Consider the following 24449-nt stretch of genomic DNA (forward strand, 5'->3'; position numbering starts at 1 on the left):
CACAATCAATTGGTACCCGCCCCGCGCAGGTACCGCCATATCGGTGATTAGCTTGACGAACTTCGTGTAACGAAGGTGCATTCATCCCCGATATGGCCGGTTGACGCTCCGCTTCACCAGCCTCTAGTCTCGCCTCGAACACCAGCTCCCGGCCTTGCTGTCTGGTATTTCGCACCGGCCCAGCGCATCGTTACCAGGAGCAGCAATGCCTCAACTTCACATCCGGTTGGCTGTTGTTGCCAGTACAACCGCTTTTGTAGACAGGTTTGTGTCATGACCGACACGACACAATTCGCGACGTTCATGCTCGTCCTGCTCGTGTTTTGGCCCAGTTACAACCTGGTGCTCGCACTGTTCGTCTGGTGGCGCCCGAAACCGGGTGGACCAGAAGTTCCGTCACGGCATCCGTTGCAGTACTGGATCATCATTCCGGCGTTGAACGAGGAACGTGTTGTAGCCAACACAGTGCGTTCCGCACTCGCGTTGGACGGCGCGCGCACACCCGTTCAAGTAGTCGTTGTGGACGACGGCTCGGACGACCGCACGCCGCACGTGCTGGCGGAGATCGACGACCATCGGCTGCACGTGCTGAGACGCAATCCGCCGGAGGCCCGAAAGGGCAAGGGTGAGGCGCTGAACCACGCGTTCCGGTACATCCGCGGCATCGCCGAGGAGGCCGGCACCGTGCACCGCACGATCGTCGGTGTGATCGACGGCGACGGCCGTGGCGAGCCCGGCATGCTGTCCGAGATCACGGCGTACTTCGCGCAGCGCGCTGTGGGGGCCGTGCAGTGCCGGGTCCGCATTCACAACCGGACCAACCTGCTGGCGTTCCTGCAGGACCTGGAGTTCAGCTGTGTCGTGGACGCCTCGCAGTCGTTGCGCGACGTCGTCGGCACGGTCGGCCTCGGCGGCAACGGCCAGTTCGTGCGGCTGTCGGCGTTGATCGGCCTCGGCGACGCGCCCTGGTCCGCCTGCCTGGTCGAGGACCTGGAGCTGGGCCTGCGCGTGCACCTGACCGGCCAGCGCATCCGCTACGCCACGCACGCGACGATCACCCAGCAGGGGCTGACCGACGTACAACGGCTGCTGCGCCAGCGAACCCGATGGGGTCAGGGCAACCTGCAGTGCCTCGGGTACGTGCCGAAGCTGATCAGGGCCAAGCACGTGGGATCCGTCGCGCTGCTGGAGTTCCTGCAGTACCTGCTGACGCCGTGGCTGGTCGCGCCCATGACGTTGCTCATCACCGCGTTGGTGGGCTTCAACTTCTACGCTCAGGTCAGCGGCCACGACTTCGGCGGGGCCACCGCCAACACTTCGAACACCCTGCTGGCGCTGGGGATCTGGTTGGTGGCACTGGTGCTGCCCGGCCTGATCTGGGGCGTGGTGCACCGGCTCAAGCACGGTGACGAGCCGCTGTTGCGGTGCCTCGCGGTCGGCTTGGCCTATCCGCTGTTCCTGATCCTGGGCTCGATCTCCACGTTGCGCGCGCTGTACCGGCACTTCGCGGGGCGCAACGCGTGGGCGAAGACGGAACGGCTGGCGGAGAAGGAAGTTCCGTCCCTCAGCGCGCAGCCGGTTCCGAAGATCGCTTAGCCGGAAGGTCTGCTAGAACGTGCCGGGGTGGGTGCGTCTGCGCCGGGCCGCGTAGACGCCCGCCTCGGTACGGCGGTCGAAGCCGAGCTTGTGCAGCAACGACGACACGTAGTTCTTCACCGTCTTCTCCGCGAGGAACAGCCGGTTCGCGATCTGCCGGTTCGTCATGCCCTCAGCGATGAGATCGAGGATGCGGCGCTCCTGCGGGCTCAACGCGGCATAGCGCGGGTCTTCCTCGGGTCCGCCGCGGAGCCGTTGCAGGACGGTCGCCGTGACCCCGGCGTGCAGCAGTGACCCGCCGGAGGCGAGCGTGCGGACGGCAGCGACGAGATCGTTGCCGGAGACCTCTTTCAGCATGTACCCGGACGCGCCCGCCATGATCGCGCCGAACAACGCCTCGTCGTCCGAATAGGACGTGAGCATCAGGCAGGCCGGCGGCGGCTGCACCGAACTGCGGATCTCCCGGCAGACGGTGACCCCGTCGCCGTCGGGCAGCCGGACGTCGATGATCGCCACGTCGGGTCTGAGACGTGGCGCCTGGGCCACCGCCGCGGCCGCACTGTCCGCCTGCCCCACAACGTTGATGTCGTCTGCCTGCGCCAGCAACTGCACCAGCCCGCGCCGCACGATCTCGTGGTCGTCCACCACCAGCACCGCTATCGCCATCTCGCCTCCTGCAGCACCAGCGGGGCGAACCAGGTGATGCCCACACCCGCACCGGGGATCGAGTCCACAGCGCAGTCGCCGTGATGACGCCGCGCACGCGCCGCCATGTTGGCGAGTCCGCCGGCGTGATGGGGCACGCCGGCGGAATCGTCAGCCAACGGCAAGCCTCTGCCGTCGTCCTTGACCGTGAGCTCCAGCCGGGTCATCGTGCGGTTCACGCTCACGGCGACAGCGACGTGCTTCGCCCTAGCGTGACGCACGACGTTCGTGAGCGCCTCCCGAAGCGTGGCCAGCAGATCGGGCCTGAGCTGGTCCGGCACCACCGAGTCCAGCGGCCCCTCCAGCGACACGTCGGGCTCGAACCCCAGCAACCGCGCCGACTCGTGCACCGCGTTGAGGATCTGCCCGCGCAGGCTCGTGCCCCCGGACGGCGGTTCCTGCAGGGAGAAGATGGTCCTGCGGATCTCGCGGATCGTGTGGTCGACCTCCTCCACGAACCCGCTGATCCGTTCGGAGAGCTGAGGCCTGGCGGTCATCCCGGTCAGCCCCTGCAACCCGAGCCCGAGCCCGAACAGCCGCTGGATGACCAGGTCGTGCAGGTCCCGCGCGATGCGATCCCGATCCTCGAGCACCGCCAGCCGTTCGGTGTCGCCCTGTGCCCGCGTGAACTCCAGGACCAGCGCGGCCTGGGCGGCGAAGGCCGCGATCAGCTCGGGGTCGTCGAAGCTGGGCCCGTTCTTCGGTCTCGCCACGATCAGCACGCCGATGGTGCGTTCGCCCACCGCCAGCGGCACGACCGCACACGGCCCGGGCACCGTTGGCACCGTGCCCTCGTCGTGGCACTCGGCCTGGCCGGACTCGTAGACGCGGTAGCTCACCGTGCCTTCCTTCGGCACGCGCATGCCCTCGGCGTCGAACGTGCCGCCATCGGTGACCTCGATGACCAGGTCGCCGTTGTGGTCGGGGAGCACCACCGCGCTGAAGTCGGCGTTGGCGGTTCTTCGTGCAGTCTTCGCGACCAGGTAGAGCGCGTCTCTACCGTTCGTGCCCGTCAGGAGGTTGGTGGTCACCTCGGCGGCGGCGCGGAGCCATACCTCACGCTTGCGAGTCTGCTCATAGCGGTCCAAGTGACCAACTGCCGATCCCGCGGCTGTCGCCAGTGCGGTGAGGATGTCCCGGTCCTGGTCGGTGAACTGGTCCTTGCCCGCCAGGAAGAGGTTGCCGAAGGTCTCGTCGTGGACCTTGACGGGCGCGCCGAGGAAGTCCGCTACGCCGATCGAGCGCGGGTCACCGGCTGTGATGTGCGTCTGGCCGTCGTGCTGGGTGAACTCGAGGAGCTCCTTGTGCCCGTTGATCACGGCCAGGGCACCGTACGGGGCTCCTACCAGGTCACATGCCGACTCGACCACGTGGCGCAGGAGGTCGGGGAGGGTGTCGTCTTCGGCGAACGACAGCACGACGTCCAGCACCCGCTGTTCCGTGCTCACGTTGCCGCCCACGGCTTCACCCCTTGGGGGGATAAAAGTGACACCGTACGAACGACCGAGGGTAACTCCCCAGCGTAGTCAAGGGGGAGACCATCACTGCAAACAGTGAAAATGGGGACTACTCAGAGTAGAGGCTGGTCTCAATTGGTGGCCGGCGGGCGATGGGAACTGCGGTTGGTCACCGCCGTGCACGGGAGCGTGACGAACGGGGTCGGCCGGGCGAGTGGATCGGTTGCGCGAGTGGGGTGCGACCGCGCCGGTGGGCTTGTGCCGGCCGGGCGAGTGGGCTTGGACGCGTCAGCTGGTCGCGTTCCACAGCTCCACGAGGTGCCCGGCGGGTGGCTCAGTGCAGGCCGACGCTGAAGCCCTCGTCGATCACGCCGCGGTAGATCTGCGGCGCGAACGTCCGCAGCCCCTGATCGATCGGCCCGATGAACCCCGCCGAGTCCCCCAACGGCAGCCGGTACCCGTTCTGCACGCGGTGGAACTCCCACAGGGGCTCCATCGTCGGGTGCGCCGGGCGGAACCGCTGCGGGTCGCGCGGGTGCAGATCGACGCGGACCAGCGTCCGCCGGACCAGCGCGTCGGCCAGTTGGACGGCGCGTTCCTGGGTTCGGGAGATCGAGATGGCGCCCAGCTCCTGCCAGCCGACGGCCCACGGCATGCCCTGCGGGTCGTCCAGGCGGATGCCCTGTTGCTCGATGATCAGTTTGCGCGGGCGGGAGATGGTCTTCCACTTCACGACGGCCATCACGCCGATGAAGGTGAACGCGATGCCGATGATCGCCGCGATGGTCCCGCCGACGGGTTCGCCGTCGATGAAGGCGGTCACGGCGCCGATCAGGGCGAGGACGCCCAGCACGCCGGCGACCGAGCCGCCTGTCAGCACCTTGCGGGTGTCGCTCTTGCCGAGGTCGATGACAACAGGTGGAGGTGCTCCCCAAGCGGTCATGGCCGCAGATTACCGCTGATCAACTGCTCCGCGGCGGCGAACGGGTCCAGCTCGCCCTCGACCACGCGCTTGGCCAGTTGGTCCACCGGGCCGAAGCGGGTGCGCACGCGTTCGACGGCGATCGCCTCGATTTCGGCGCCGGCGCGGCGCAGGCGGCGCTCGGTCAGTTCGCCGTGCTCGGCCATCCACGCCTGGTGTGAGGCGATGGCCTCTACCACGCGGTCGAGGCCTTCCATGCGGGCGGCCACGGTCTTCACCACCGGCACGCGCCACAGCGGGCCTTCGCGGTCGCGGCGGCCCAGGGAGATCATGTACTTGAGGTCGCGCGCTGTCTGGTCGGCGCCGTCGCGGTCGGCCTTGTTGACGACGAAGACGTCGGCGATCTCCAGGATGCCCGCTTTGGCCGCCTGGATGCCGTCGCCCATGCCCGGTGCCAGCAGCACCAGAGTCGTGTCGGCCAGCGCCACGATCTCGACCTCGGACTGACCGACACCGACGGTCTCCACGAGGATCACGTCGAAGCCGGCGGCGTCGAGCACGCGCAACGCCTGCGGGGTGGCCCAGGACAGGCCACCGAGGTGGCCGCGGGTGGCCATCGAGCGGATGAAGACGCCGGGGTCGGTCGCGTGGTCGCCCATCCGCACGCGGTCGCCGAGCAGCGCGCCGCCGGAGAACGGGCTGGACGGGTCGACGGCGATGACCGCCACGCGCTTGCCGTCCGCGCGGAAAGCACGCACCAGGGCGTTGGTGGACGTCGACTTGCCGACACCAGGTGCGCCGGTCAGGCCGATGACCTGAGCGTTGCCCGTGTGCGGAGCGAGGGCCGCGGCCACCAGAGGCAGCTGTGCACTCCCCTGCTCCACCAGGGAGATCAGCCTGGCGACCGCGCGCGGTTCGCCGTCACGCGCGCGGTCGACCAGTCCTGCTACGTCAACGACCTTGGCCACAGCCAAAGACACTAGGCCTTGGCAGGCACGCGGATGATCAGAGCGTCGCCCTGACCACCACCACCGCACAGAGCGGCCGCACCCACGCCGCCGCCGCGTCGCTGCAGCTCGAGAGCGAGGTGCAGGGCGATGCGGGCGCCGGACATGCCGATCGGGTGGCCCAGCGCGATGGCGCCGCCGTTGACGTTGACCTTGTCCTCGGACACGCCGAGCTGACGGGCCGACACGATGCCGACCGCCGCGAACGCCTCGTTGATCTCGACCAGGTCGAGGTCGGCGGGCTCGATGCCCTCCTTGGCGCAGGCGGCCTTGATCGCGTTGGACGGCTGCTCGTGCAGCGAGGCGTCCGGACCGGCGACGACGCCGTGCGCGCCGATCTCCGCGATCCACTCCAGGCCCAGTTCCTCGGCCTTGGCCTTGCTCATCACGACGACGGCGGCAGCACCGTCGGAGATCTGCGACGCCGAACCCGCGGTGATGGTGCCGTCCGCGGCGAACGCGGGACGGAGCTTGCCCAGCGTCTCCGAGGTCGTGTCGCCACGAACACCCTCGTCGGTGCTGAACAGGATCGGGTCGCCCTTGCGCTGCGGGATCGCGACCGGCGCGATCTCCTGCTCGAAGACGCCGTTCCCGGCGGCCTTCGCGGCGAGCTGGTGCGAACGCGCGGAGAACGCGTCCTGCTCCCCACGCGTGACGCCGTAACGGGCGTTGTACTTCTCCGTGGAGACACCCATCGCGACCTGGTCGAACGCGCAGAACAGGCCGTCGTTCGCCATGTGGTCCTGGAGCTGCACGTCGCCGTACTTGAACCCGCTGCGCGACTTGGGCAGCAGGTGCGGCGCCTGCGTCATCGACTCCTGGCCACCGGCCACGACGACGTCGAACTCACCGGCGCGGATCAGCTGGTCGGCCAGCGCGATCGCGTCGATGCCGGAGAGGCACACCTTGTTGATGGTCAGCGCCGGAACGCTCATCGGAATCCCCGCGGCGACCGCGGCCTGGCGCGCCGGAATCTGGCCGGCGCCGGCGGTGAGCACCTGACCCATGATCACGTACTGAACCTGCTCGGGAGCCACGCCCGCGCGTTCCAGTGCCGCCTTGATCGCGACGCCACCGAGCTGGGCGCCGGAGAAGTCCTTGAGCGATCCGAGCAGTCGACCCATCGGGGTGCGCGCCCCGGCGACGATGACGGAACCGGACACAGCTGCCTCCATGGAAGAGCGAACGGTCGTTAACTAGGCACCATACCCGTGGCTACTGGGCGGTAATCGTGTGAGCCCACGCACAGACGCACCTGCACCGATCAGGTAGTTACCCTTGCCCGCTATGAACGCAGACCTCGCTCGATTCGTGACCGCGATCGACCACGTGGGCATCGCCGTGCCCGATCTGGACGTGGCGATCGCGTTCTACCGCGACAACTTCGGCCTTGAGGTTGCTCACGTTGAGGTGAACGAGGAGCAGGGCGTTCGTGAAGCGATGCTGCACGCGCCCGGCGACCACGACGGCACCGCGATCCAGCTGCTGGCGCCGCTGAACGAGGACTCGACGATCGCCAAGTTCATCGGCCGCTCCGGCCCCGGCCTGCAGCAGCTCGCCTACCGGGTGTCCGATGTGGACGTCGCGGCGGACGCGCTGCGGAACAAGGGCCTGCGCCTGCTCTACGACCAGGCGCGGCGCGGCACGTCGAACAGCCGCGTCAACTTCGTGCACCCCAAGGACGCCGGCGGTGTGCTCATTGAGCTGGTCGAACCTGCGGCTGGCCCAACGCACTAGCCACGAACGACAGCTCGCGATCGATCGGGTCCTCCTCGTCGCTGTGCCGCGCCACCGAGTGCCGGTAGCTCACGGCCAGCGCGAGGAGAGCCGCGGCCGCTTCGACGTCCTTGAGCGCCACCGCCGCCCCGCCCGCGGCGAGGATCACCTGCTTGATCTGCGCCGCGACGTTGTCGTAGCGCGCCTGCATCGCGTCACGCACCGCTGAATGCGTATCCGCTTCACGCCACAGCAGGTGCGACAGCAGCGGTGAGGCGTTCAAGCGCGCGTCGAGTGCCGCGACGAGCCTGCGCAACGACTCCGCGATGTCTCCCACGACGACGACCCTGCGGTGGTCAACCGTGCTGTCCGGGAGCCGTGCGACCAGTGCGGCCAGCAGGTCCCGCTTGCGGTTGAAGTAGTAGTGCACCAGGCCCTTGGGCACGCCGGCGCGTTCGGCGATGCGCGAGGTCGGGGTGGCGTCGAAGCCCGAGTCGGCGAACAGCTCCTCGGCCGCGGCCAGGATGCGCTCCTTGGCCGAATCCTCCACGCTTTCCTCCACGAGTGTGTGGGCCCAAGAACTCTCCTGGGCCCACAGGTTTCCGGCTGATCAGTGCGGCTGAGCCGCTGCCGAGTGTGCGGCGTTCGCGGCGGGCATTGCGAGCGCCCCCGCGGCCACGGTGAGCACGCCACCGACCCAGGACGCCCACGAGGCCGCCATCATGTCGGTGTAGCTCATCACCCACGGCGAGATGAACAGCAGTGCTCCGAGCACCATCTGCACGTACTCCCCGTAGATCATCGCGGGCATGGCGAGGTCGACGAGTCCGTCGATCGCGATGAGCGCGCCGAGCACGATCATCGTCCACATGGCCGCGTTCGAGGTGTCCACGACGAGCGGAGACAGCAGCACCAGCACGCCGATCGCTACTTCGGCCCAGTCCTGCCACCTGGTCCACGCCTTGGTCATCTCCACCACCTCCTCCTTCTCGGACAGTCTCGATGCTCCTCTTGGTTGGCCGCCCGGTCAACTCTTCTGAGTGGAATCCCTCACAAGCGGGATTCTGAATCGGTTACTACTGAGTAACCTCCGGCAACCTGCGACTATCCCTCACTTGGGAAGGAATGCCGCCGTGCAGAAGATCCTTGACGCGATCCTGGCCGATGAGCTGGACGCGATCGGTTCCTTGGACGTTCCGGAGAGCTATCGGGGCGTGACCGTGCACGCGGACGAGGCCGACATGTTCTCAGGCCTTGAGACGCGGGACAAAGACCCGCGCAAGTCGCTGCACGTCGACGAGGTCGCCACGCCCGAACTCGGTCCGGGCGAGGCGCTGGTCGCCGTCATGGCGTCCGCGATCAACTACAACACCGTGTGGACCTCGATCTTCGAGCCGGTGTCGACGTTCGGCTTCCTCAAGAAGCTGGGCGGCCGCCACAACCTGCCGTACCACGTCGTGGGATCGGACCTGGCCGGCGTCGTCGTGCGCACCGGTCCCGGCGTCACCGCGTGGAAGCCGGGCGATCGGGTCGTGGCGCACTGTCTGGACGTGCCGCTGGAGGCGCCGGACGGGCACAACGACACGATGCTCGACCCGCAGCAGCGGATCTGGGGCTTCGAGACGAACTTCGGTGGTCTCGCGGACCTGGCGCTGGTGAAGTCGAACCAGCTGATGCCGATGCCCAAGCACCTCACGTGGGAGGAGGCGGCGTCGCCGGGCCTGGTGAACTCCACCGCGTACCGGCAGCTGGTGTCCACCAACGGCGCCAACATGAAGCAGGGCGACACGGTCCTGATCTGGGGTGCGTCCGGCGGACTCGGTTCGTACGCCACGCAGTTCGCGCTGAACGGTGGCGCGACGCCGATTTGCGTCGTCTCCTCGCCGGAAAAGGCGGAGATCGTTCGTTCCATGGGTGCCGAACTGATCATCGACAGGTCCGCGGAGGGCTACAAGTTCTGGAAGGACGAGCACGAGCAGGACCCGCGCGAGTGGAAGCGGTTCGGCGCGCGCATCCGTGAGCTCACCGGCGGCGAGGACCCGGACATCGTGTTCGAGCACCCCGGCCGCGAGACGTTCGGCGCGTCCGTTTTCGTGGCGCGCAAGGGCGGCAAGATCGTGACGTGCGCGTCGACCTCCGGGTACATGCACCAGTACGACAACCGCTACCTGTGGATGAACCTGAAGAGCATCATCTCCTCGCACTTCGCGAACTACCGCGAGGCGTGGGAGGCGAACCGCTTGGTCGCAAAGGGAAAGATCCACCCGACGGTGTCCAAGGTGTACTCAATGGACGAAACGGGCCAGGCCGCGCACGACGTGCACCGCAACGCGCACCAGGGCAAGGTCGGCGTGCTCTGCCTTGCCCCGGAAGAGGGTCTTGGTGTGCTGGATCACGAACTGCGCGCGCAACACCTCACGGCCATCAACCGATTCCGGGGTGTGTGACCTTCTGGGGTTACCCGAACGGGTAGCGTGAGGGGCATGGGCCTCGCCGACGACCGTGACCTCGTCCCACTGGGATCCGGCTTCGACATCGTCAAGCGCGGTTATGACCGCGCCCAGGTCGAGGATCATCTCGAACGCCTCGACTCGGACCTGCGGCTGCTGGCCGCGGACCGCGATGCCGCCGTCTCCCAGACGTCTGATCTGGCGCGCCAGCTGGAAGCCGCCCGTTCGGAGATGTCCGAACTGCGCAACCAGGTCGAGCGCCTGTCACTGCCGCCGACGACGCTGGAGGGGCTCTCCGAGCGCCTCCAGCGCATGCTGCGGCTGGCCCAGGACGAGGCCAACGAGATCAAGGCCCGTGCCGAAGCGGAGGGCGGGCACATCCGCGCCAAGGCGGAAGCCGACGCGGGTGTGCTGCGCCAGCGCTACGAAACGCTGATCGCGGAACTGGACGAGCGCCGCGCCGCGATGGAGGCCGAGCACAAGGGCGTCCTGGAAACCGCGCGCAACGAGGCCGAGAAGATCGTCTCCGAGGCCGAGGCCGCCGCCCGCAAGATCAACGACGAGTCCGAGCAGCGCCGCGTGACCGTCGAAGAGGACTTCGAGATCGCGATGGCCGCCCGCCGCTCCGAGGCCATGGCCACCCTGGCCACCCAGGAGGCGTCCTCCAAGGCCGAGGCGGACCGCCGCGTCCGCGAAGCCACCGAGGAAGCCGCTCGGGTCCGCGCCGCCATCGCCCAGGAACAGGCCACCTCGAAGGCCGACGCCGAACGCCGCGTGCGCGAAGCCACCGAAGAGGCCAACCGCCGCCGCCACGACTCGGTCACCGAGGCGACCGCCCGCATCCAGGAAGCCACGGAGGAGTCGAACCGCCGAGTCCGCGAGGCCACCGAGGAAGCCAACCGCCGCACCACCGCCGCCACGCAGCGCGTCGACCAGCTCCGCAACCTCCGCAACCGCCTCTCGCACCAGCTCCACAACGTGCGGACGGCGCTGCAGGAGGTCGTGCCGCTGCTCGACCCGGTGGAGGCGGAGAAGGAGCCCGCGGACGGTCCCGCGGACGGCGGCTCGCAGGTGCCGGCCCAGTCCGCGCCCGCTCAGTCCGCGCCCGCCCAGCCCGCGCCACAGGCTCAGCCTGCCCAGGCGCCTCAGGCTCCTGCCGCACCGCAGCAGGGTTCGGCGCAGCCCGCGCCCCAGGCACAGGCGGCGCAGGCTCCTGCCTCACCGAACAAGCCCGCCCAGACCCCTCAGGTCGACGGGCCGACCGCCAAGCTCACGCGGCCGAAGCCGGTCAAGAAGTACTGACCTCGTAGATCGCCGGCATCGGCATCGCCCGGCAGCTCTCCCAGTCCGCGTGGCGCCCCGCCGCGATCAACGCACGCGACGCGAACGTCCCGTGCGAGCCCACCAGCACGGTCGCGCCGGGGTGTTCGTCAGCCATGCGCGCCAACGCTTTCCCCGCCCGCACGGTCAGCGCGTCGAGGCTCTCCCCCGCCCCGTGCGCAAGACCGGGATGAGCCCAGCTGTAGGCGTACCGCGTCTCCCAGTCCGCGCTCGGCAGCAGCCCCGACTCCCACTCCCGCAGCTCGGGCCAGGTCGTCACGGCAAGCCCCAGCGCGGCAGCGGTCGGCGCGACGGTCTGCACAGCGCGCGACTGCGGGCTCGACAGCACCGCCACCGGCGAGAACCCCACGAGACGCGACACCAGCGACTCCGCCGCGGCCAACCCCGCGGCGGTCAACGGCCGTTGGTCGTAGTCAGGCGCACCGAGCCGTGGTGGGACGGACTGCGCATGGCGCACTAATACGATTCGGGTAGGCACACCACTCATCATGGGGGAAATGATGTTCGTGAGGTCGTTGGGCGACGGGGCCGAGCTGAGGCCGTTGGAACCGTGGCAGGCCGAGGAGTTCTTCACGCACATGGAGCGCGGCAGGGAGTTCATCGGCACGCACATCGGGTTCGCGGACGCCGCGAAAGACCTTGAGGGCGCGCGGAGTCTGTTGCAGCGCTACGCCGACAACACCGCCAACGACACCGCGCGCATCTACGGGATCTGGCTCGACGACAAGCTGGTCGGCGGCGTTTTGTTCCGCGAGATGAACATCCCGCAGGGGCGAGCCGAGGTCGGGTGCTGGCTTGAACCGGCGGCGACCGGCAAGGGGTTGATCACGCGGGCGGCGCGGATCCTGATCGACTGGGCGATTCGCGAGCGCGGCGTGCATCGGGTTGAGTGGATGGTGTCGTCGAAGAACGCGGCCAGCATCGCGGTCGCGCGGCGGCTCGGGATGACCAAGGACGGGGTGCTGCGCTCGTACCACGTGCATCGCGGGGTTCGGCAGGATCTCGAGGTGTGGTCGTTGCTGGCACCGGAGTGGGAGAGCTGATGAACGACCTGGTGCTGTTGCACGCCTTTCCGCTCGACTCGCGGATGTGGGACGTGCCGGACGCGTTCACGCCCTCGTTGCGCGGCAGCGGAGAGCCGGACCTCGACACGGTCGCGTCCGGCGTGCTGGCCGAGCTCGACGCGCGCAACCTCGACCAGGTCGTGCTCGGCGGTTGTTCGATGGGCGGCTACGTCGCGATGGCGTTGCTCAGGCGTGCTCCGGAACGGGTGAAGGGCCTCGTTTTCGTCGACACCAAGCACAGCGCGGACGCACCGGAGGCCGTCGAAACGCGGCTCGCGATGGCGGAACGGGTGGAGCGCGAGGGCGTTGGCGAGTGGCTCGCGGACGCGATGCTGCCGAACCTGCTCGGCCCGAACGCCTCCGACACCGCACGGGCGTTGGTGCGCACCATGATTCTGGAGCAGCAGGCCGAGGACGTGGCGTGGTGGCAACGCGCGATGGCGAAGCGGCCGGACTCCACGGAGGTGCTGGAGAAGGTGGACGTGCCCTCGCTGGTGCTCGTGGGCGAGCACGACAAGCTCACGCCTCCCGACGTGGCCGCGAAGCTCGCGGTCACGCTGCGGCACGCGACGAGCGAACGCATCGAGGACTCGGGACATCTACCGCCGGTCGAGCAACCCGAAGAGTTCCGCGCGCGGCTCGAACGGTGGCGCGTTCAGGTCGGGCTCTAACTCACCAACGACGCGAGGTCGGGCCACGGCGGCCGCGAGAGTCCCAGCAGGACTGGTGCCAGTGGCGGCGTTCCTCGACCGAGCCGGTGTCCTCGGCGGGCCACGCGACGACGTGCGGCGTGCCGGGACGGATCTCGTGGTCGCAGCCGGGACACCGGTAGGTCTTCTGCGCCTGCGCGCCCGAGATGGCGCGGACCAGGTAGTCACCGTCAGGGCCCGGCTCGGCGCGCGCCCAGCCGACGCCGCCACCAACGGGTCGGGGATCTTCTGGCTTGGGGCTGTTACGACGTGGCACCACCAAACGGTAACCGCTCGTAGAATCAGGCCGTGCCGACCTACGAGTTCCGTTGCCGAACCTGTGACGACACCTTCGAGTTGCAGCGCCCGATGAGCGAGTCGTCCTCGCCGGCGAGCTGCCCCGACGGTCATCCGGACACGGTCAAGTTGCTGTCCATGGCCGGGATCGGCGGCACCCAGCAGCAGCCCGCCGGTGGTGGCGGCGGCGGTTGTTGCGGTGGAGGTTGCTGCGGCTAGCGCCGGATCCGGAAGAGGTAGACCACGCTGGCGACGAGCAGCGCGGCGGCGAGCGGAACGTGCAACGCCGTGAGGTGGAACACGCCGATGTACACCTGAGCGGTGATCAGCGCGAGAAAGCCTGCCGCGTACCAGATGGGCTGAGGTGACCCGCCGCCCGGACGCCACGCGAGAACCGCGACGACGAGGTGAACGACCGTCACGACCCACAACGTGTACGAGCCGGCGCTGTGCAGGACGTGCCCGTACGGGAGGGTCATCATCAGCCCCGCGGTGACGGACTGAAGGAAGACGGCAGCTGTCTGCAGCACGACGGTGGTGTGCAGGAGCTTGAGGTTGGCGGGTTTCGCCGTGGTTTGCGTGGCCATGACAGTCCGACGACGCAGCGGCTGAAAATGTGAGGCGGGGGGACCTTGGCTGATCCTGGTGTGCACGCGATCGTGAGCGAACAGCGGCAACTGCTGAACCTCGCCTACCGCCTGCTGGGTTCGCTGGCCGATGCCGAGGACGTGCTGCAGGAGACCTACGCGCGGTGGTACGCCCTGTCACCGGACCAGCGGGACACCATCGAGTCCCCAGGAGCGTGGCTGACCAGGGTGGCCGGTCGCATCTGCCTGGACCTGCTGGGTTCGGCCAGGGTCAGGCGGGAGCGCTACGTGGGCGAGTGGATCCCGGAGCCGCTCCCGGACCGGGCGGAATGGGGCGGCGGACCCGATCCGGCGGACCGCGTCACCCTGGACGAGTCGGTCACCATGGCGTTCCTGGTGGTGCTGGAGCAGATGACCCCGGCGGAGCGGGTGAGCTTCGTGCTGCACGACGTCTACCGCTTCCCGTTCGCCGAGGTCGCGGACATCGTCGGCAGGAGCCCAGCGGCGTGCCGGCAACTGGCCACGTCCGCGCGGCGGCGGATCCGCGCATCGCGGCGCGACGAGATCCCGGCCGCGCGGCAGGCGGACGTCGTGCGAGATTTCAAGCAAGCCTGGGAAGCACAGGACATCCAGGCCCTGATCGCCCTGCTGGACCCGGCGGCCGTCATGGTCGCCGACGGCGGCGGCCAGGTCGGCACGGTGCTGAAGCCGGTGGAAGGCCGCGAGCAGATCGCCCGCTACCTCATCGGCATCGGGAAGATCGCGCCGGATCTGACGATCATCGCCAGGACGGTCAACGGCAGGCCGGGCCTGGTGGCGACCCTTCGCGGTGTCGCGGTGACGGTGGCGGCCTTCGAGGTGGAGAACGACCAGATCACCAGGATCTGGGCGGTGCGGAACCCGGAAAAGCTGAAGCCCTGGCGAGCCGCGGGACAGGACCAGGACTAGGACGTCTCGCGGTCGATCATCACTTCGGCGACCTTGCGGCCCTGGTCGCAGACGGTGCCGAACTTGCCGGACGAGTCGATGATGATGATTCCGAGCCCACCACCGTCGTAGGGCACGACCAGCACGCACGAGGGTTCGACGCCCTCTTCGCTGGAGCGGTCGAGGTAGCTGACCTTGCGGCCCTTGACGTCCCAGTCACCGGTGGTGCGCTCGATCGTGATCTGCTTGCCCTCGCGGAACCGCAGGGAGACACCGACCTCGACGTTGTCGATCTTCGTCGTCCACCGGCACGACTGTTCGAACGTCGAGTCGTAGTTGATCTGGGTGGGCGGCGTCTCGGCCTTCGCGCCTGGGTACGGCAGGTCCGTCCACTTGAGCTTCGCGCACACGCCCTGCACCTCGCCGTCGATCGGCGCGGTCTCGGGGTCCGGCTCCTCGGAGGCGCTCGGGTCCGTCGAGCCCTCCTGGCCGAACGGCGACTCGGCGTCGAGCGGTGACTGCGCGACAGGACTGCCCCCGACGGTCGTCCGGGCACAGCCGGGAGCGAGCACGAGGACAGCCAACAGGAGCACCAGTCGCCGCATGCCACCACCATGCCAGACGAGACATGGTGCCCCTGTTAGCGGCTCACCTCACGTCCGTCACGAGTAGTCGCGGAAGCCCTTGCCGGTCTTGCGGCCGAGGCGACCGGCCGTGACCAGGTGCTCCAGCAGCGGCGCCGGTGCGAAACCGGGCTCGCGGAACTCGTTGAAGAGCGTCCGCTGGATCGCCAGCGACACGTCCAGACCCACGACGTCGAGCAGCGCGAACGGTCCCATCGGCAGACCACAGCCGACCTTCATCGCGTTGTCGATGTCGTCGGCCTCCGCGTAGTGGGCCTCCAGCATCTTCACCGCGTCGTTGAGGTACGGGAAGAGCAGCGCGTTGACGATGAAGCCGGCCACGTCACCGCAGTGCACCGGGTGCTTGCCGAGGTCGAGGCAGATCTTGCGAGCCGTCGCGACCACATCGGCGCCCGTGGAGATCGTCTCGACGATCTCGACCAGCTTCATGACCTGCGCGGGGTTGAAGAAGTGCAGGCCGACGACGTCAGCGGGCCTGCTCGTGGCCGCCGCGACCTCGATGACGGGCAGCGAGGACGTGGTCGTCGCGAGCACGGCGCCGGGCTTGCACACCTCGTCGAGCGCCGCGAAGACCTCCTTCTTGATCCCGATCTCCTCGGCCACCGCCTCGACGACCAGATCGCAGTCCGCGAGCTCGACGAACTCGACGGCCGGCGTGATCCGCTGCAGCGTCGCGTCCCTGTCGGCCTCCGCGAGCCTGCCCTTGGCGACCGCCCGGTCCAGCGACTTGCGCACCGCGCCGATCGCCGTCTCGGCCTTCTCCAGGCTGCGGGCGCGCAACACCACGTCGTACCCGCGCTTCGCGAAGACCTCCGCGATGCCGGTCGCCATGGTGCCGGTGCCGATGACGCCGACCCGCTGGACTTCCCGGGTCTGCGTGTTGGTGTCCACTTCGGACGGTGTCTGCGCGTCCTCGACGATGACCGGCGAGTCCGGCGCGTCGTAGGTGTAGAAGCCGCGCCCGGTCTTCCGTCCCAGCAGGTTCGCCGTGATCATCTGCTTGAGCAGCGGCGCCGGGGCGTGCAGCCGGTTGCGCGACTGGTGGTACATCGTGTCGAGGATCTCGTACGCGGTGTCGAGACCTATGAGATCCAACAGCGCCAACGGCCCCATCGGATAACCGCAGCCGTACCGCATGGCAGCGTCCAGGTCCTCACGCGTCGCGTACCGCGACTCCAGCATCTTGACCGCGTGGTTGAGGTACGGGAACAACAGCGCGTTCGCGATGAAGCCCGCCCGGTCACCGATCACGACCGGCGACTTACCCAGCCGCTCGACGAACGCCACCACGTCGGTGATCACGTCCGGCTCCGTGACGACCGTGCGCACGACCTCGACCAGCTTCAACACCTGCGTGGGGTTGAAGAAGTGCAGGCCGACGACCTTGCCGGGCCGCTTGGTGACCACACCGATCTCGGTGATCGACAGCGACGACGTGTTGGACGCGATGATCGCCTCGGGCTCGAGGATCTGGTCCAGCTCCTTGAGGATCCGCACCTTCAGCTCAAGACTCTCCGGCACCGCCTCGACGACCAGATCGCACCCGGCAAGGCTCTGCAGCTCAAGGCTCGTTTCAACCCTGCCGTGCAGCGCCGTGTTCTCTTCCTCGGTCAACTTCTCCCGCCGGACGGCCCGCTTCGTGGAGTGCTCGAGGTGCCCGAGACCGCGCTCGACCCCGGCCGCGTCGACTTCCACCACCTTCACCGAGAGCCCGGTGCGCGCGAGTACCTCCACGATGCCCGCGCCCATGGTTCCGAAGCCGACGACTCCGACGGTGTTGATTTCGCGCGCCACTGCAGACCTCCCATGCGGGGTAAAGCGTGGGCTACCAAGGAGTAACTTGCGGGCGACTATGCCACTCCCCGGCGGGACGGGCGCCGTGAGCTTCGCCATCAGGATCGAAACAGTTATCGGTCTAGCAAACGCCTAGACCCGGCGTTGTGCCTGATGAACCCATGTGGGGCAACGCGAAGTTGCGCCATCTGGGGTGGGAGCGGGTCTCGGCCGCGAGCAGCACGGCTTGAGCCGGCTCGGTGACGAGTGCGCGGGAGCACCAAGGCACGAGTCGGTTCGGTCACGGGTGCGCGGGGTGCGGCACGGCTTGAGCCGGCTCGGCGACAGCGGCGCCCTGCACGACTCGAACCGACTCAGCGACAGAGGCGCGAAGCCGCCACCGGGCAACGCACGACCACGGCACGGATCAGCGCCCGGCCACGGGCACGCTGCACGATGGCGCGGCTCAATCATGGGCGAGTCGGGTCGGCGACACGATCGTGCTCCGGCCCGGTCACAAGCCCGCCAGGACCGCGCGGGATGCGCTCGGCCTGGTCACGGACGCGGCGCAGGCCCCAGCCTGCATCGCCGGGCCGTCGCAGCCGTGCCAGGCCCCGCCATCGGCTGCGCTTGACGCTGGTTGGCCGGACAACCCCACATCGCGTCGCAGCCCCATCGCCTTTCCCGCGCCGCAGCGCGGCACCGGGGCGTCTAGTCGTCGAACCCCCTCTCCGCCAGCTCCTCGATCCGCCGCACCGCCTCCTCGGCGTCCTTCCCCGTAGCCACCACGGTGATCGACTTCCCGCCGGGCGCGCTGAGCCCCATCAACGCCAGCACGCTCGCCGCGTTGGCTTCCTCGTCGCCGTACCGCACAACGACATCGGCATCGAGCTCAGCCACCGTCCGCGCCAGCAACGCAGCCGGGCGCGCGTGCAGCCCTACCTCGTTGGTCAGCATCACTTCCGCGGACACCGCATCCGGCACGAGGTGCAGGGCGGGCCGGGTCGGTGCGGCCACCGGAGCCTCGCCTGAGGCGCCCTCGGCGGCGGCCGCGACGTCGGCCAGCGAGGCACCTCCTTGTGCGGCGACGGCGGCAGCTACCGCGCCTTCCACCAGCGGAGCGTCGACAACGGCGTAGCGGGACGGATCGTCTGCGGACTCCACGGCCATCTCGGCGGTCATCTTGGCGCTGCCCAGGTCGTAGAGGACCACGACGCCCGCGCCGGAGTCGGCGTCCGCCAGGGCTTCGACCACGGAGGCGTAGTCGGTGCCGAGGGTGCCCTCGTCCGTGCCGCCGACGGGTAGCACGGAGACGTCGGGCGCCATTTGGGCGGCGAGTTCGGCCAGGCCGTTCGCCAGCATGTCGCTGTGGGAGACGACTACCAGCCCTACGCGGCCGGGGTCCGATGCCGCGGTCATGCCTTGGCCGCCGCGTCTGCGAAGGCGCGCAACAGCAAGGCGGTCGAGCGTGATCCTGGGTCCAGGTGGCCTGCGCTGCGCTCACCCAGGTATGACGCGCGGCCCTTGCGCGCGACCATCGGCACTGTCGACTCGGCGCCTTCCTCGGCTGCGTCGGCCGCTGCCGACAGGACTGCGGCCACCGAGCCGTTCACGGAGGCGGCGGCGGCCACGGCGGGGGTCAGGGCGTCGACCATCGTCTTGTCGCCCACCACGGCCTTGCCGCGGGCCACCACGCCGTCCAGGGCGGCCTGCAGAGCGCGTGCCACCGCGTCGCAGTCCAGCTCCTCCAGGTCACCCACCGCGGCCGACGCGCGCAGGAAGGCCGTGCCGTACAACGGACCCGCGGCGCCGCCCACTGTTGAGATCAGGGTTGTGGCCACCAGCTTGAGCACTTTGCCCGGAGTGGCCGGCTCCTCGGTGTCCAGCCGGGACAGCACGGCGGTGAAGCCTCGCCGCATGTTCTCGCCGTGGTCGGCGTCGCCGATCGCCTGGTCGAGGCGCACCAGTTCGTCGCGGTGCTCCTGCACCACAAGAGCGGCCGCCCGCAGGGCCGCGACGACGTCGGATGCCGTGCACCCCACCTCAGACTCCCCACCGGAGTGCGGCCGTGTGCACCGGCGCGTCCCACAGGGAGATCATCTCGTCGTCGAGCCGCAGCAGCGTGAGACTCATGCCCTGCATTTCCAGACTGGTGATGTACGGGCCGACGAGCCTGCGTTCCACCGTGATCCCCCGATCAGCCAGCAGCTGTTCCGCGATGCCGTGCGCCAAGTAGAGCTCCAACAACGGAGTTCCGCCCATCGAGTTCGTGAACAGCAGCACCCGGTCGCCCGAAGCGAACGGCAGGTCCTCCAGGATCGGCTCGAGCAACGCCGACACTATCTCGGACGCCGAACTGACCGGCACCCGGTGGCGGCCAGGCTCGCCGTGGATGCCGATGCCGATCTCCATCTCGTCATCGGCCAGCTCGAACGACGGCGAACCCACGTGCGGCACCGTGCACGAGGTCAGGGCGAGCCCCATCGACCGCACCGACGAGATGACCCGCTGGGACAGCGCCTCACAGGACGCGAGATCGTCGCCGCGCTCCGCCGCCGCGCCCACGATCTTCTCCAGCAGCACCGTGCCGCCGACGCCGCGCCGGCCCGCCGTGTACAGCGAGTCCTTCACCGCCACGTCGTCGTCGATCACGACGCTGCGCACCTCGGACTCCGCGAGCTCCGCGGCCATCTCGAAGTTCAGCACGTCGCCGGTGTAGTTCTTCACGATCAGCAACGCGCCCGCGCCGCCGTCCGTCCGTGCGACCGCGTCGACGACCTGGTCCGACGTCGGTGAGGTGAAGACCGGGCCGGGGCAGGCCGCGTCGAGCATGCCGCGCCCGACGAACCCACCGTGCAACGGTTCGTGGCCGGACCCGCCACCAGAGATGATCGCGACCTTGCCCTGCACCGGGGCGTCCGCGCGCACGACGACCGCTGGGTCGTGATGCACGGTCAGCAGATCGGCATGGGCAGCCTGCATGCCCCGCAGCGCGTCCTGCACCACGGTTTCCGGATCGTTGATGATCTTCTTCATCGAACTGCCCTCCCGATCGGCGGTGACCGTGTTCCTTCTTACTCCGGGGGTCTGACACTCGGAACGGGCAAACGACCCCGGTACCGTTAGGCCGCCCTAACAACCGCTGGTCAACATCACGTTCCGTAGTGGAGGAACAACGTCGTGTCGAAGAGAGCAGCGCTGCTCGTCGCAGTCGCCCTGACCCTGGCCGCCTGCTCCAGTGCGCCGGACAAACCGACCGTCGCCCAGGGTGGCGAGGACTTCGGCAAGGCCTACGAGCTGAGCAACGGGTTCGGCACGACCTCGAAGCCCGGCGAGTACCCCCGCACCGTCAAGCACGCGATGGGTGAGACCAAGCTCGAGAAGAAACCCGAACGGGTGATCGTGCTCGACACCGGCGAACTCGACAACGTCGTCGCGCTCGGCATCAAGCCCGTCGGCATCGCGTACACCGACGGTTCGCCGACGATGCCCAGCTACATCGGCGACAAGGGCGGCACGCCGGAGAACGTCGGCACGACCAACAACCTCAACCTCGAAGCGATCACCAAGCTGAACCCGGACCTGATCCTGGGTTCACAGCTGCGCGCGGAAGCCCTCTACCCGAAGCTCTCGGCGATCGCCCCCACCGTCTTCTCGGTGCGCCCCGGCTACGTGTGGAAGGAGAACTTCCTCCTCAACGCCGCCGCGCTCGACCGCCAGGCCGACGCCGCGAAGATGCTCGAGGACTACACGAAGAAGGCCACCGAGACGGGTGACGCCATCGAGAAGAAGCTCGGCGTGCGCCCGACGGTGACGGCACTGCGCTTCATGCCGGGCCGCATCCGCCTGTACGCCAAGAAGTCCTTCATCGGCACGATCCTGATCGACGCCAAGATCGGGCAGCCGACGCCGTCCCAGGTGGACGACCTGGCCGCCGAGGTGAGCGCGGAGCAGATCGGCAAGGCCGACGGCGACTTCATCCTCTACTCCACCTACGGCGACCCGGCCAAGACCGCGACGGCCTCGGTGGTCGGCGGTCCGCTGTGGACCGGCCTGAACGCCGTCAAGACCGGCAAGGCCAAGCCGGTGCTCGACGAGACCTACTTCCTCGGCCTCGGCGTGCTCGCCGCGAACGTGGTCCTGGACGACATGAAGAAGCAGCTCGGCGTGTAAGGCTCCCGGCCGCGCGGGTGCTCAGCGTCCGAAGAGCATCCGCGCGAGCCGCAGCATCTGCTTGCCCGCCATGGAGGACCGGTCGAACGTCGCCATGTTGATCAGCGACGCGAACTTCAGCTTCGTCACGGCCTTGGCGTAAGCGAACTCGCGCAGCCCGTCGTCACCGTGGATGCGCCCGAAACCGGAGTCACCGACGCCACCGAACGGCAGCCCCGGAATCGCCGCGTAGGTGAGCACCGAGTTGATCGACACCATGCCGACCCGCAGCTCCGCCGCCAGTTCCTCGCCGCGCGACTTCGAGAACACGGCGGCGCCCAGCCCGTACTTCGACTGGTTCGCCAGCCGCACGCCCTCCAGCGCGTTCGGCACGCGCTTGATCACCACGGTCGGCCCGAAGGTCTCCTCGGTGACGGCCAGCGAGTCCTCCGGCACGTCCGTCAGCACGACCGGCTCGACGTACGGCGGCCTGATCGAGTCCGGCCCGCCCACCAGCGCCTTGCCACCGCGGTCCAGCGCGTCCTGCACGTGCTCGCGGATGATCTCCACCTGCGCCGGCATCGTGATCGGCCCGAGGTTCGCGTTCGGCTCGCCGCCCGGCTTGAGCTTCTTCGCCCGCTTCACCACTATCTCGACGAACTCGTCGGCGACGTCCTCAGCCACGTAGATCCGCTCCACGCCCGCGCACGTCTGGCCGGCGTTCGACACCGCACCCCAGATCGCAGCCTCGGCGGCGGCGGTCAGGTCGGCGTCCGAGTCGACGATCAACGCGTCCTTGCCGCCGCACTCGACCAGCACCGGCGTCAGCGTCGTCGCACACGCGGCCATGACCTTCTTGCCGGTCCGCGTGGAGCCCGTGAACGCGATCTTGTCGACGCCCGAGGCGCACAACGCGGCGCCCGTCTCGCCGAAGCCGGTGACCACCTGGAACACCGGGTACTCCGGTACCGCCTCGGCGAACGTGGACGCGAGGAACGTGCCCACACCCGGAGTGAACTCCGACGGCTTGAACACCACGGCGTTGCCGGCGGCCAGCGCGTAGGAGATCGACCCCATCGGCGTGTGCGCCGGGTAGTTCCACGGCCCGATGACGCCGATGACGCCCAACGGCCGGTACTCGAGCGTCGCGCCGTGGTTGACCATCAGCATGCCCGAGGACACCCGTCGCTTGCCCAGCACGCGCCCGGCCTGCCGTGCGGCCCAGTGCAGGTGGTCCATGACGAGCGCGATCTCCACGCGGGAGTCGTCGGCGGGCTTGCCGGTCTCCGCGCTGATCAACGTGATGAACTCGTCCGAGCGCTGCGACAGGACCCTGCGCCACGCGTCGAGCTTGGTCTTGCGTCCTTCGAAACCGAGGCCCGCCCACCACGCCGCGGCGTCCCGCGCCGAGGACACCGCGTCATCGACCTCGGCCGCCGTGTGGATCGGGTGATGCGCGACGACCTCGCCCGTACGCGGGTCCAGTGATGCGAACCGCCGCTGCTCGCCATCGGCCGACAGCGCGCTGTCGGAAGCGGTCTGCGTCATGAGGGCCCTCCAGGTACTCGCCAGTAACCTCGACACTAACGCGTACTCACACAACTTTCAGCCCCCGCCTGGCCCCGTCACATCCCCGGGCCAGGTCACCGTCACGCGGCGGGGAGGCTGGGCAGCACTGCCTTGCCGAACGTCTGGACCGCGGCACAGCGGTCCAGCTCCTTGTCCTTCGAAGCTCCCAGCTGGAACTCCACGATCTCACCGGCGTCGCTCGCGTCCTTCGTGCGGACGACGACCAGCTCGCAGGTCGGGAACGGTCCGTCCTTGAGCGCCTGGTAGCCCTTGACCCCGTTGCCGAGATCCACCTCGACGGACTTGGAGTCGAACTTGCCGTCCTTCGGGATGCGGGCCGTCTTGAACTCGATCTGCATCTCCGCGCCCTGTCCCGACCACGAGCACTGGTGCAGGCCGAAGGCGAGCTGCCGCGGCGAGGCACCGAGCACCGGCGCGAGGGTCGACTTCTCGACGATCGTGCACGGGTCGACCTCGACCGGCGAACCCTTCGGCGGGTTGTACTTCTGCGGGTTGCCCCGGAGCTTGCGCACCGCACCTTCGAGCACCTTGCGCGCCGGCTCGCACGCGTCGCCGCCGTCACTGCCGGTGCCCACCGAGATCCGGGCCGCCTGCGCCGGGTTCTCCTGCGTCACCGCCGCGATCGCGCACGAGGTCGTCAGCTTCTGCTCGCTGCTCTTCAGCCCCGCGAGCTGCTTGGTCGCGTTCTTCAGCTCGGTGGACGTCACGGAGTAGCCGATGTCCATCGTGATGTTGAGCGTCTTGCCGGCCTTGTCCTTCATGTAGTTCGTGCAGCGCGTGTAGCTGCTGCTGGAGTACTTCGACGGCGTGCCGACCGTCTGCAGCACGTCCTTCTCGATCAACGCGCACGGGTTGACCAGCCGCAGCCGTTCCGCGGCGAACGCCGGCTCGACCGGTTTGTTCGGCTGTGCGGACGACTTGGTCGACGGGTCGGTCGAGGTCGCGTCGGCGCCCGCCTGCACGGTGCGGCGCGGCGAGTTGGTCTTCGCCAGACCAGGACCGGTGGCGCAACCGGCCATCAGCAACGCAGCGGCGGCGACCACGGCGGCGGCACGAAAACGAGGCACGACGTGCACGGTAGCGACCTTTGCGTGCGCTCGTGGGCGGTACCCCGAGTTACCCCGTGGCACATGTCACCCAGCGCTACGGGAACGATTCAGAAGATCAACGCGCTGTACTGGGTGAAGACCCCGACAGAAGGAGAGACGTGCGAAACCGAATTCGCCGCGCATTCAACTGGCTCGACGCGTGGACGATCGAGGCCTTCAACCCTGTTTACCCTGGTCGTCCCCAGTCATAGCTCCTTGAGCGGCTGCTTGTCCGTGTCCGCGAACTGAGGGCGCAGCATCGCCCACGCGGCGAACAACGCCGCCAGCACCACCATGGCGATGCCGGCCCACAGGTTGATGTTGACCCCTTCGGCCTTCTTCAGGTCGTCGTCGGACGTGAACCCGAACCCGATGACGACCAGTACGACGCCGTACAGGCCGAAGAGGAAAGCGATGATCAATCGCAGGTCGAACAACCTCACA

General features: G+C 68.6%; 27 protein-coding genes. 9 read left to right on the forward strand and 18 right to left on the reverse strand.

Going from position 1 to position 24449, the window contains the following annotated elements; genetic code table 11:
* Positions 1 to 273: 273 nt before the first annotated feature.
* A complete protein-coding gene (locus tag SK803_RS11770) occupies positions 274 to 1596 on the forward strand; it encodes a glycosyltransferase family 2 protein (RefSeq protein ID WP_319965938.1) in 1323 nt (440 codons plus the stop codon).
* Positions 1597 to 1608: 12 nt separating this feature from the next.
* Here SK803_RS11770 and SK803_RS11775 read toward each other — a convergent pair whose 3' ends face one another.
* From SK803_RS11775 to SK803_RS11795, 5 genes are all read right to left on the reverse strand, one after another.
* Positions 1609 to 2262: a response regulator transcription factor gene (locus SK803_RS11775; RefSeq protein WP_319965940.1), complete on the reverse strand. Its 654-nt coding sequence runs from the start codon at positions 2260 to 2262 to the stop codon at positions 1609 to 1611.
* On the reverse strand, positions 2253 to 3761 hold the full coding sequence (locus tag SK803_RS11780) for a sensor histidine kinase (RefSeq protein WP_319965942.1): 1509 nt from the start codon (positions 3759 to 3761) through the stop codon (positions 2253 to 2255). The genes SK803_RS11775 and SK803_RS11780 overlap by 10 nt, the downstream gene beginning before the upstream one ends.
* Positions 3762 to 4092: 331 nt before the next feature.
* Positions 4093 to 4701 (reverse strand): hypothetical protein, encoded by a 609-nt coding sequence (locus SK803_RS11785; protein ID WP_319965944.1) that lies wholly within the window; start codon positions 4699 to 4701, stop codon positions 4093 to 4095.
* Complete coding sequence (gene meaB / locus SK803_RS11790) at positions 4698 to 5648, reverse strand: methylmalonyl Co-A mutase-associated GTPase MeaB (RefSeq protein WP_319965945.1); 951 nt, start codon at positions 5646 to 5648, stop codon at positions 4698 to 4700. The genes SK803_RS11785 and meaB overlap by 4 nt, the downstream gene beginning before the upstream one ends.
* A gap of 11 nt (positions 5649 to 5659) precedes the next feature.
* A complete protein-coding gene (locus tag SK803_RS11795; protein ID WP_319965946.1) occupies positions 5660 to 6850 on the reverse strand; it encodes an acetyl-CoA C-acetyltransferase in 1191 nt (396 codons plus the stop codon).
* A gap of 124 nt (positions 6851 to 6974) precedes the next feature.
* Here SK803_RS11795 and mce point away from each other — a divergent pair, with 124 nt between their 5' ends.
* A complete protein-coding gene (mce, locus tag SK803_RS11800; RefSeq protein WP_319965947.1) occupies positions 6975 to 7424 on the forward strand; it encodes a methylmalonyl-CoA epimerase in 450 nt (149 codons plus the stop codon).
* On the opposite strand, the gene SK803_RS11805 is transcribed toward mce, so the two are convergent.
* On the reverse strand, positions 7384 to 7953 hold the full coding sequence (locus tag SK803_RS11805; protein WP_319965948.1) for a TetR/AcrR family transcriptional regulator: 570 nt from the start codon (positions 7951 to 7953) through the stop codon (positions 7384 to 7386). The two genes, mce and SK803_RS11805, sit on opposite strands and share 41 nt — an antisense overlap.
* Positions 7954 to 8013: 60 nt before the next feature.
* Positions 8014 to 8373 carry an SPW repeat domain-containing protein gene (locus SK803_RS11810; RefSeq protein WP_086663831.1) on the reverse strand — a complete coding sequence of 120 codons (360 nt, stop codon included), beginning with the start codon at positions 8371 to 8373 and terminating at the stop codon, positions 8014 to 8016.
* Positions 8374 to 8536: 163 nt separating this feature from the next.
* Between SK803_RS11810 and ccrA the strand changes: the two genes are divergently transcribed.
* Complete coding sequence (gene ccrA, locus SK803_RS11815) at positions 8537 to 9850, forward strand: crotonyl-CoA carboxylase/reductase (RefSeq protein WP_086663801.1); 1314 nt, start codon at positions 8537 to 8539, stop codon at positions 9848 to 9850.
* A gap of 36 nt (positions 9851 to 9886) precedes the next feature.
* Positions 9887 to 11155, forward strand: a complete 1269-nt coding sequence (locus tag SK803_RS11820) for a chromosome segregation protein (RefSeq protein ID WP_319965950.1) — start codon at positions 9887 to 9889, stop codon at positions 11153 to 11155.
* Here SK803_RS11820 and SK803_RS11825 read toward each other — a convergent pair.
* A complete protein-coding gene (locus tag SK803_RS11825) occupies positions 11142 to 11672 on the reverse strand; it encodes a histidine phosphatase family protein (RefSeq protein ID WP_319965951.1) in 531 nt (176 codons plus the stop codon). The two genes, SK803_RS11820 and SK803_RS11825, sit on opposite strands and share 14 nt — an antisense overlap.
* A 19-nt stretch (positions 11673 to 11691) precedes the next feature.
* Between SK803_RS11825 and SK803_RS11830 the strand changes: the two genes are divergently transcribed.
* Positions 11692 to 12237, forward strand: coding sequence for a GNAT family N-acetyltransferase (locus SK803_RS11830; RefSeq protein ID WP_319965952.1), 546 nt, complete (start codon positions 11692 to 11694; stop codon positions 12235 to 12237).
* Entirely contained in the window at positions 12237 to 12929 is a 693-nt protein-coding gene (locus SK803_RS11835) for an alpha/beta fold hydrolase (RefSeq protein ID WP_319965953.1), read from the forward strand. Before SK803_RS11830 ends, SK803_RS11835 begins: the two co-directional genes overlap by 1 nt.
* A 1-nt stretch (position 12930) precedes the next feature.
* Here the strand turns inward: SK803_RS11835 and SK803_RS11840 are convergent, their stop codons facing one another.
* Positions 12931 to 13224, reverse strand: a complete 294-nt coding sequence (locus tag SK803_RS11840) for a hypothetical protein (protein ID WP_319965954.1) — start codon at positions 13222 to 13224, stop codon at positions 12931 to 12933.
* 32 nt (positions 13225 to 13256) lie between these two features.
* On the opposite strand from SK803_RS11840, the gene SK803_RS11845 reads away from it, so the two are divergent.
* A complete protein-coding gene (locus tag SK803_RS11845) occupies positions 13257 to 13463 on the forward strand; it encodes an FmdB family zinc ribbon protein (protein WP_319965956.1) in 207 nt (68 codons plus the stop codon).
* Here the strand turns inward: SK803_RS11845 and SK803_RS11850 are convergent.
* The gene (locus SK803_RS11850) at positions 13460 to 13831 is read right to left on the reverse strand and encodes a hypothetical protein (protein WP_319965957.1); all 372 of its coding nucleotides are present in this window, start codon (positions 13829 to 13831) and stop codon (positions 13460 to 13462) included. The genes SK803_RS11845 and SK803_RS11850 overlap by 4 nt on opposite strands.
* A 45-nt stretch (positions 13832 to 13876) precedes the next feature.
* Here SK803_RS11850 and sigJ point away from each other — a divergent pair, with 45 nt between their 5' ends.
* Positions 13877 to 14779 carry an RNA polymerase sigma factor SigJ gene (sigJ, locus tag SK803_RS11855; protein WP_319965958.1) on the forward strand — a complete coding sequence of 301 codons (903 nt, stop codon included), beginning with the start codon at positions 13877 to 13879 and terminating at the stop codon, positions 14777 to 14779.
* On the opposite strand, the gene SK803_RS11860 is transcribed toward sigJ, so the two are convergent.
* The 5 genes from SK803_RS11860 to dhaK all read right to left on the reverse strand — a co-directional run bounded on the left by SK803_RS11860 (position 14776) and on the right by dhaK (position 20211).
* Positions 14776 to 15363 carry a DUF3558 domain-containing protein gene (locus SK803_RS11860; RefSeq protein WP_319965959.1) on the reverse strand — a complete coding sequence of 196 codons (588 nt, stop codon included), beginning with the start codon at positions 15361 to 15363 and terminating at the stop codon, positions 14776 to 14778. The two genes, sigJ and SK803_RS11860, sit on opposite strands and share 4 nt — an antisense overlap.
* Before the next feature lie 57 nt (positions 15364 to 15420).
* A complete protein-coding gene (locus tag SK803_RS11865) occupies positions 15421 to 17196 on the reverse strand; it encodes a 3-hydroxyacyl-CoA dehydrogenase family protein (protein WP_319965960.1) in 1776 nt (591 codons plus the stop codon).
* A gap of 690 nt (positions 17197 to 17886) precedes the next feature.
* Positions 17887 to 18594 carry a dihydroxyacetone kinase phosphoryl donor subunit DhaM gene (dhaM, locus tag SK803_RS11870; RefSeq protein ID WP_319965961.1) on the reverse strand — a complete coding sequence of 236 codons (708 nt, stop codon included), beginning with the start codon at positions 18592 to 18594 and terminating at the stop codon, positions 17887 to 17889.
* Positions 18591 to 19217 (reverse strand): dihydroxyacetone kinase subunit DhaL, encoded by a 627-nt coding sequence (gene dhaL / locus SK803_RS11875; RefSeq protein ID WP_319965962.1) that lies wholly within the window; start codon positions 19215 to 19217, stop codon positions 18591 to 18593. The genes dhaM and dhaL overlap by 4 nt, the downstream gene beginning before the upstream one ends.
* A gap of 1 nt (position 19218) precedes the next feature.
* On the reverse strand, positions 19219 to 20211 hold the full coding sequence (gene dhaK / locus SK803_RS11880) for a dihydroxyacetone kinase subunit DhaK (RefSeq protein WP_319965963.1): 993 nt from the start codon (positions 20209 to 20211) through the stop codon (positions 19219 to 19221).
* A 144-nt stretch (positions 20212 to 20355) separates the two neighbouring features.
* Here dhaK and SK803_RS11885 point away from each other — a divergent pair, with 144 nt between their 5' ends.
* Entirely contained in the window at positions 20356 to 21348 is a 993-nt protein-coding gene (locus SK803_RS11885; RefSeq protein ID WP_319965964.1) for an ABC transporter substrate-binding protein, read from the forward strand.
* A gap of 21 nt (positions 21349 to 21369) precedes the next feature.
* Here the strand turns inward: SK803_RS11885 and SK803_RS11890 are convergent, their stop codons facing one another.
* The 3 genes from SK803_RS11890 to SK803_RS11900 form a co-directional block, all read right to left on the reverse strand.
* The gene (locus SK803_RS11890; RefSeq protein WP_319965965.1) at positions 21370 to 22875 is read right to left on the reverse strand and encodes an aldehyde dehydrogenase family protein; all 1506 of its coding nucleotides are present in this window, start codon (positions 22873 to 22875) and stop codon (positions 21370 to 21372) included.
* A gap of 101 nt (positions 22876 to 22976) precedes the next feature.
* Positions 22977 to 23984 carry a DUF3558 domain-containing protein gene (locus tag SK803_RS11895; RefSeq protein ID WP_319965966.1) on the reverse strand — a complete coding sequence of 336 codons (1008 nt, stop codon included), beginning with the start codon at positions 23982 to 23984 and terminating at the stop codon, positions 22977 to 22979.
* Between the two features lie 227 nt (positions 23985 to 24211).
* On the reverse strand, positions 24212 to 24448 hold the full coding sequence (locus SK803_RS11900; RefSeq protein WP_319965967.1) for a hypothetical protein: 237 nt from the start codon (positions 24446 to 24448) through the stop codon (positions 24212 to 24214).
* Position 24449 lies beyond the last annotated feature (1 nt).

The sequence above is a fragment of the Lentzea miocenica genome, from assembly GCF_033949945.1.
In the GTDB taxonomy this organism is placed as follows: Bacteria; Actinomycetota; Actinomycetes; order Mycobacteriales; family Pseudonocardiaceae; genus Lentzea; species Lentzea miocenica.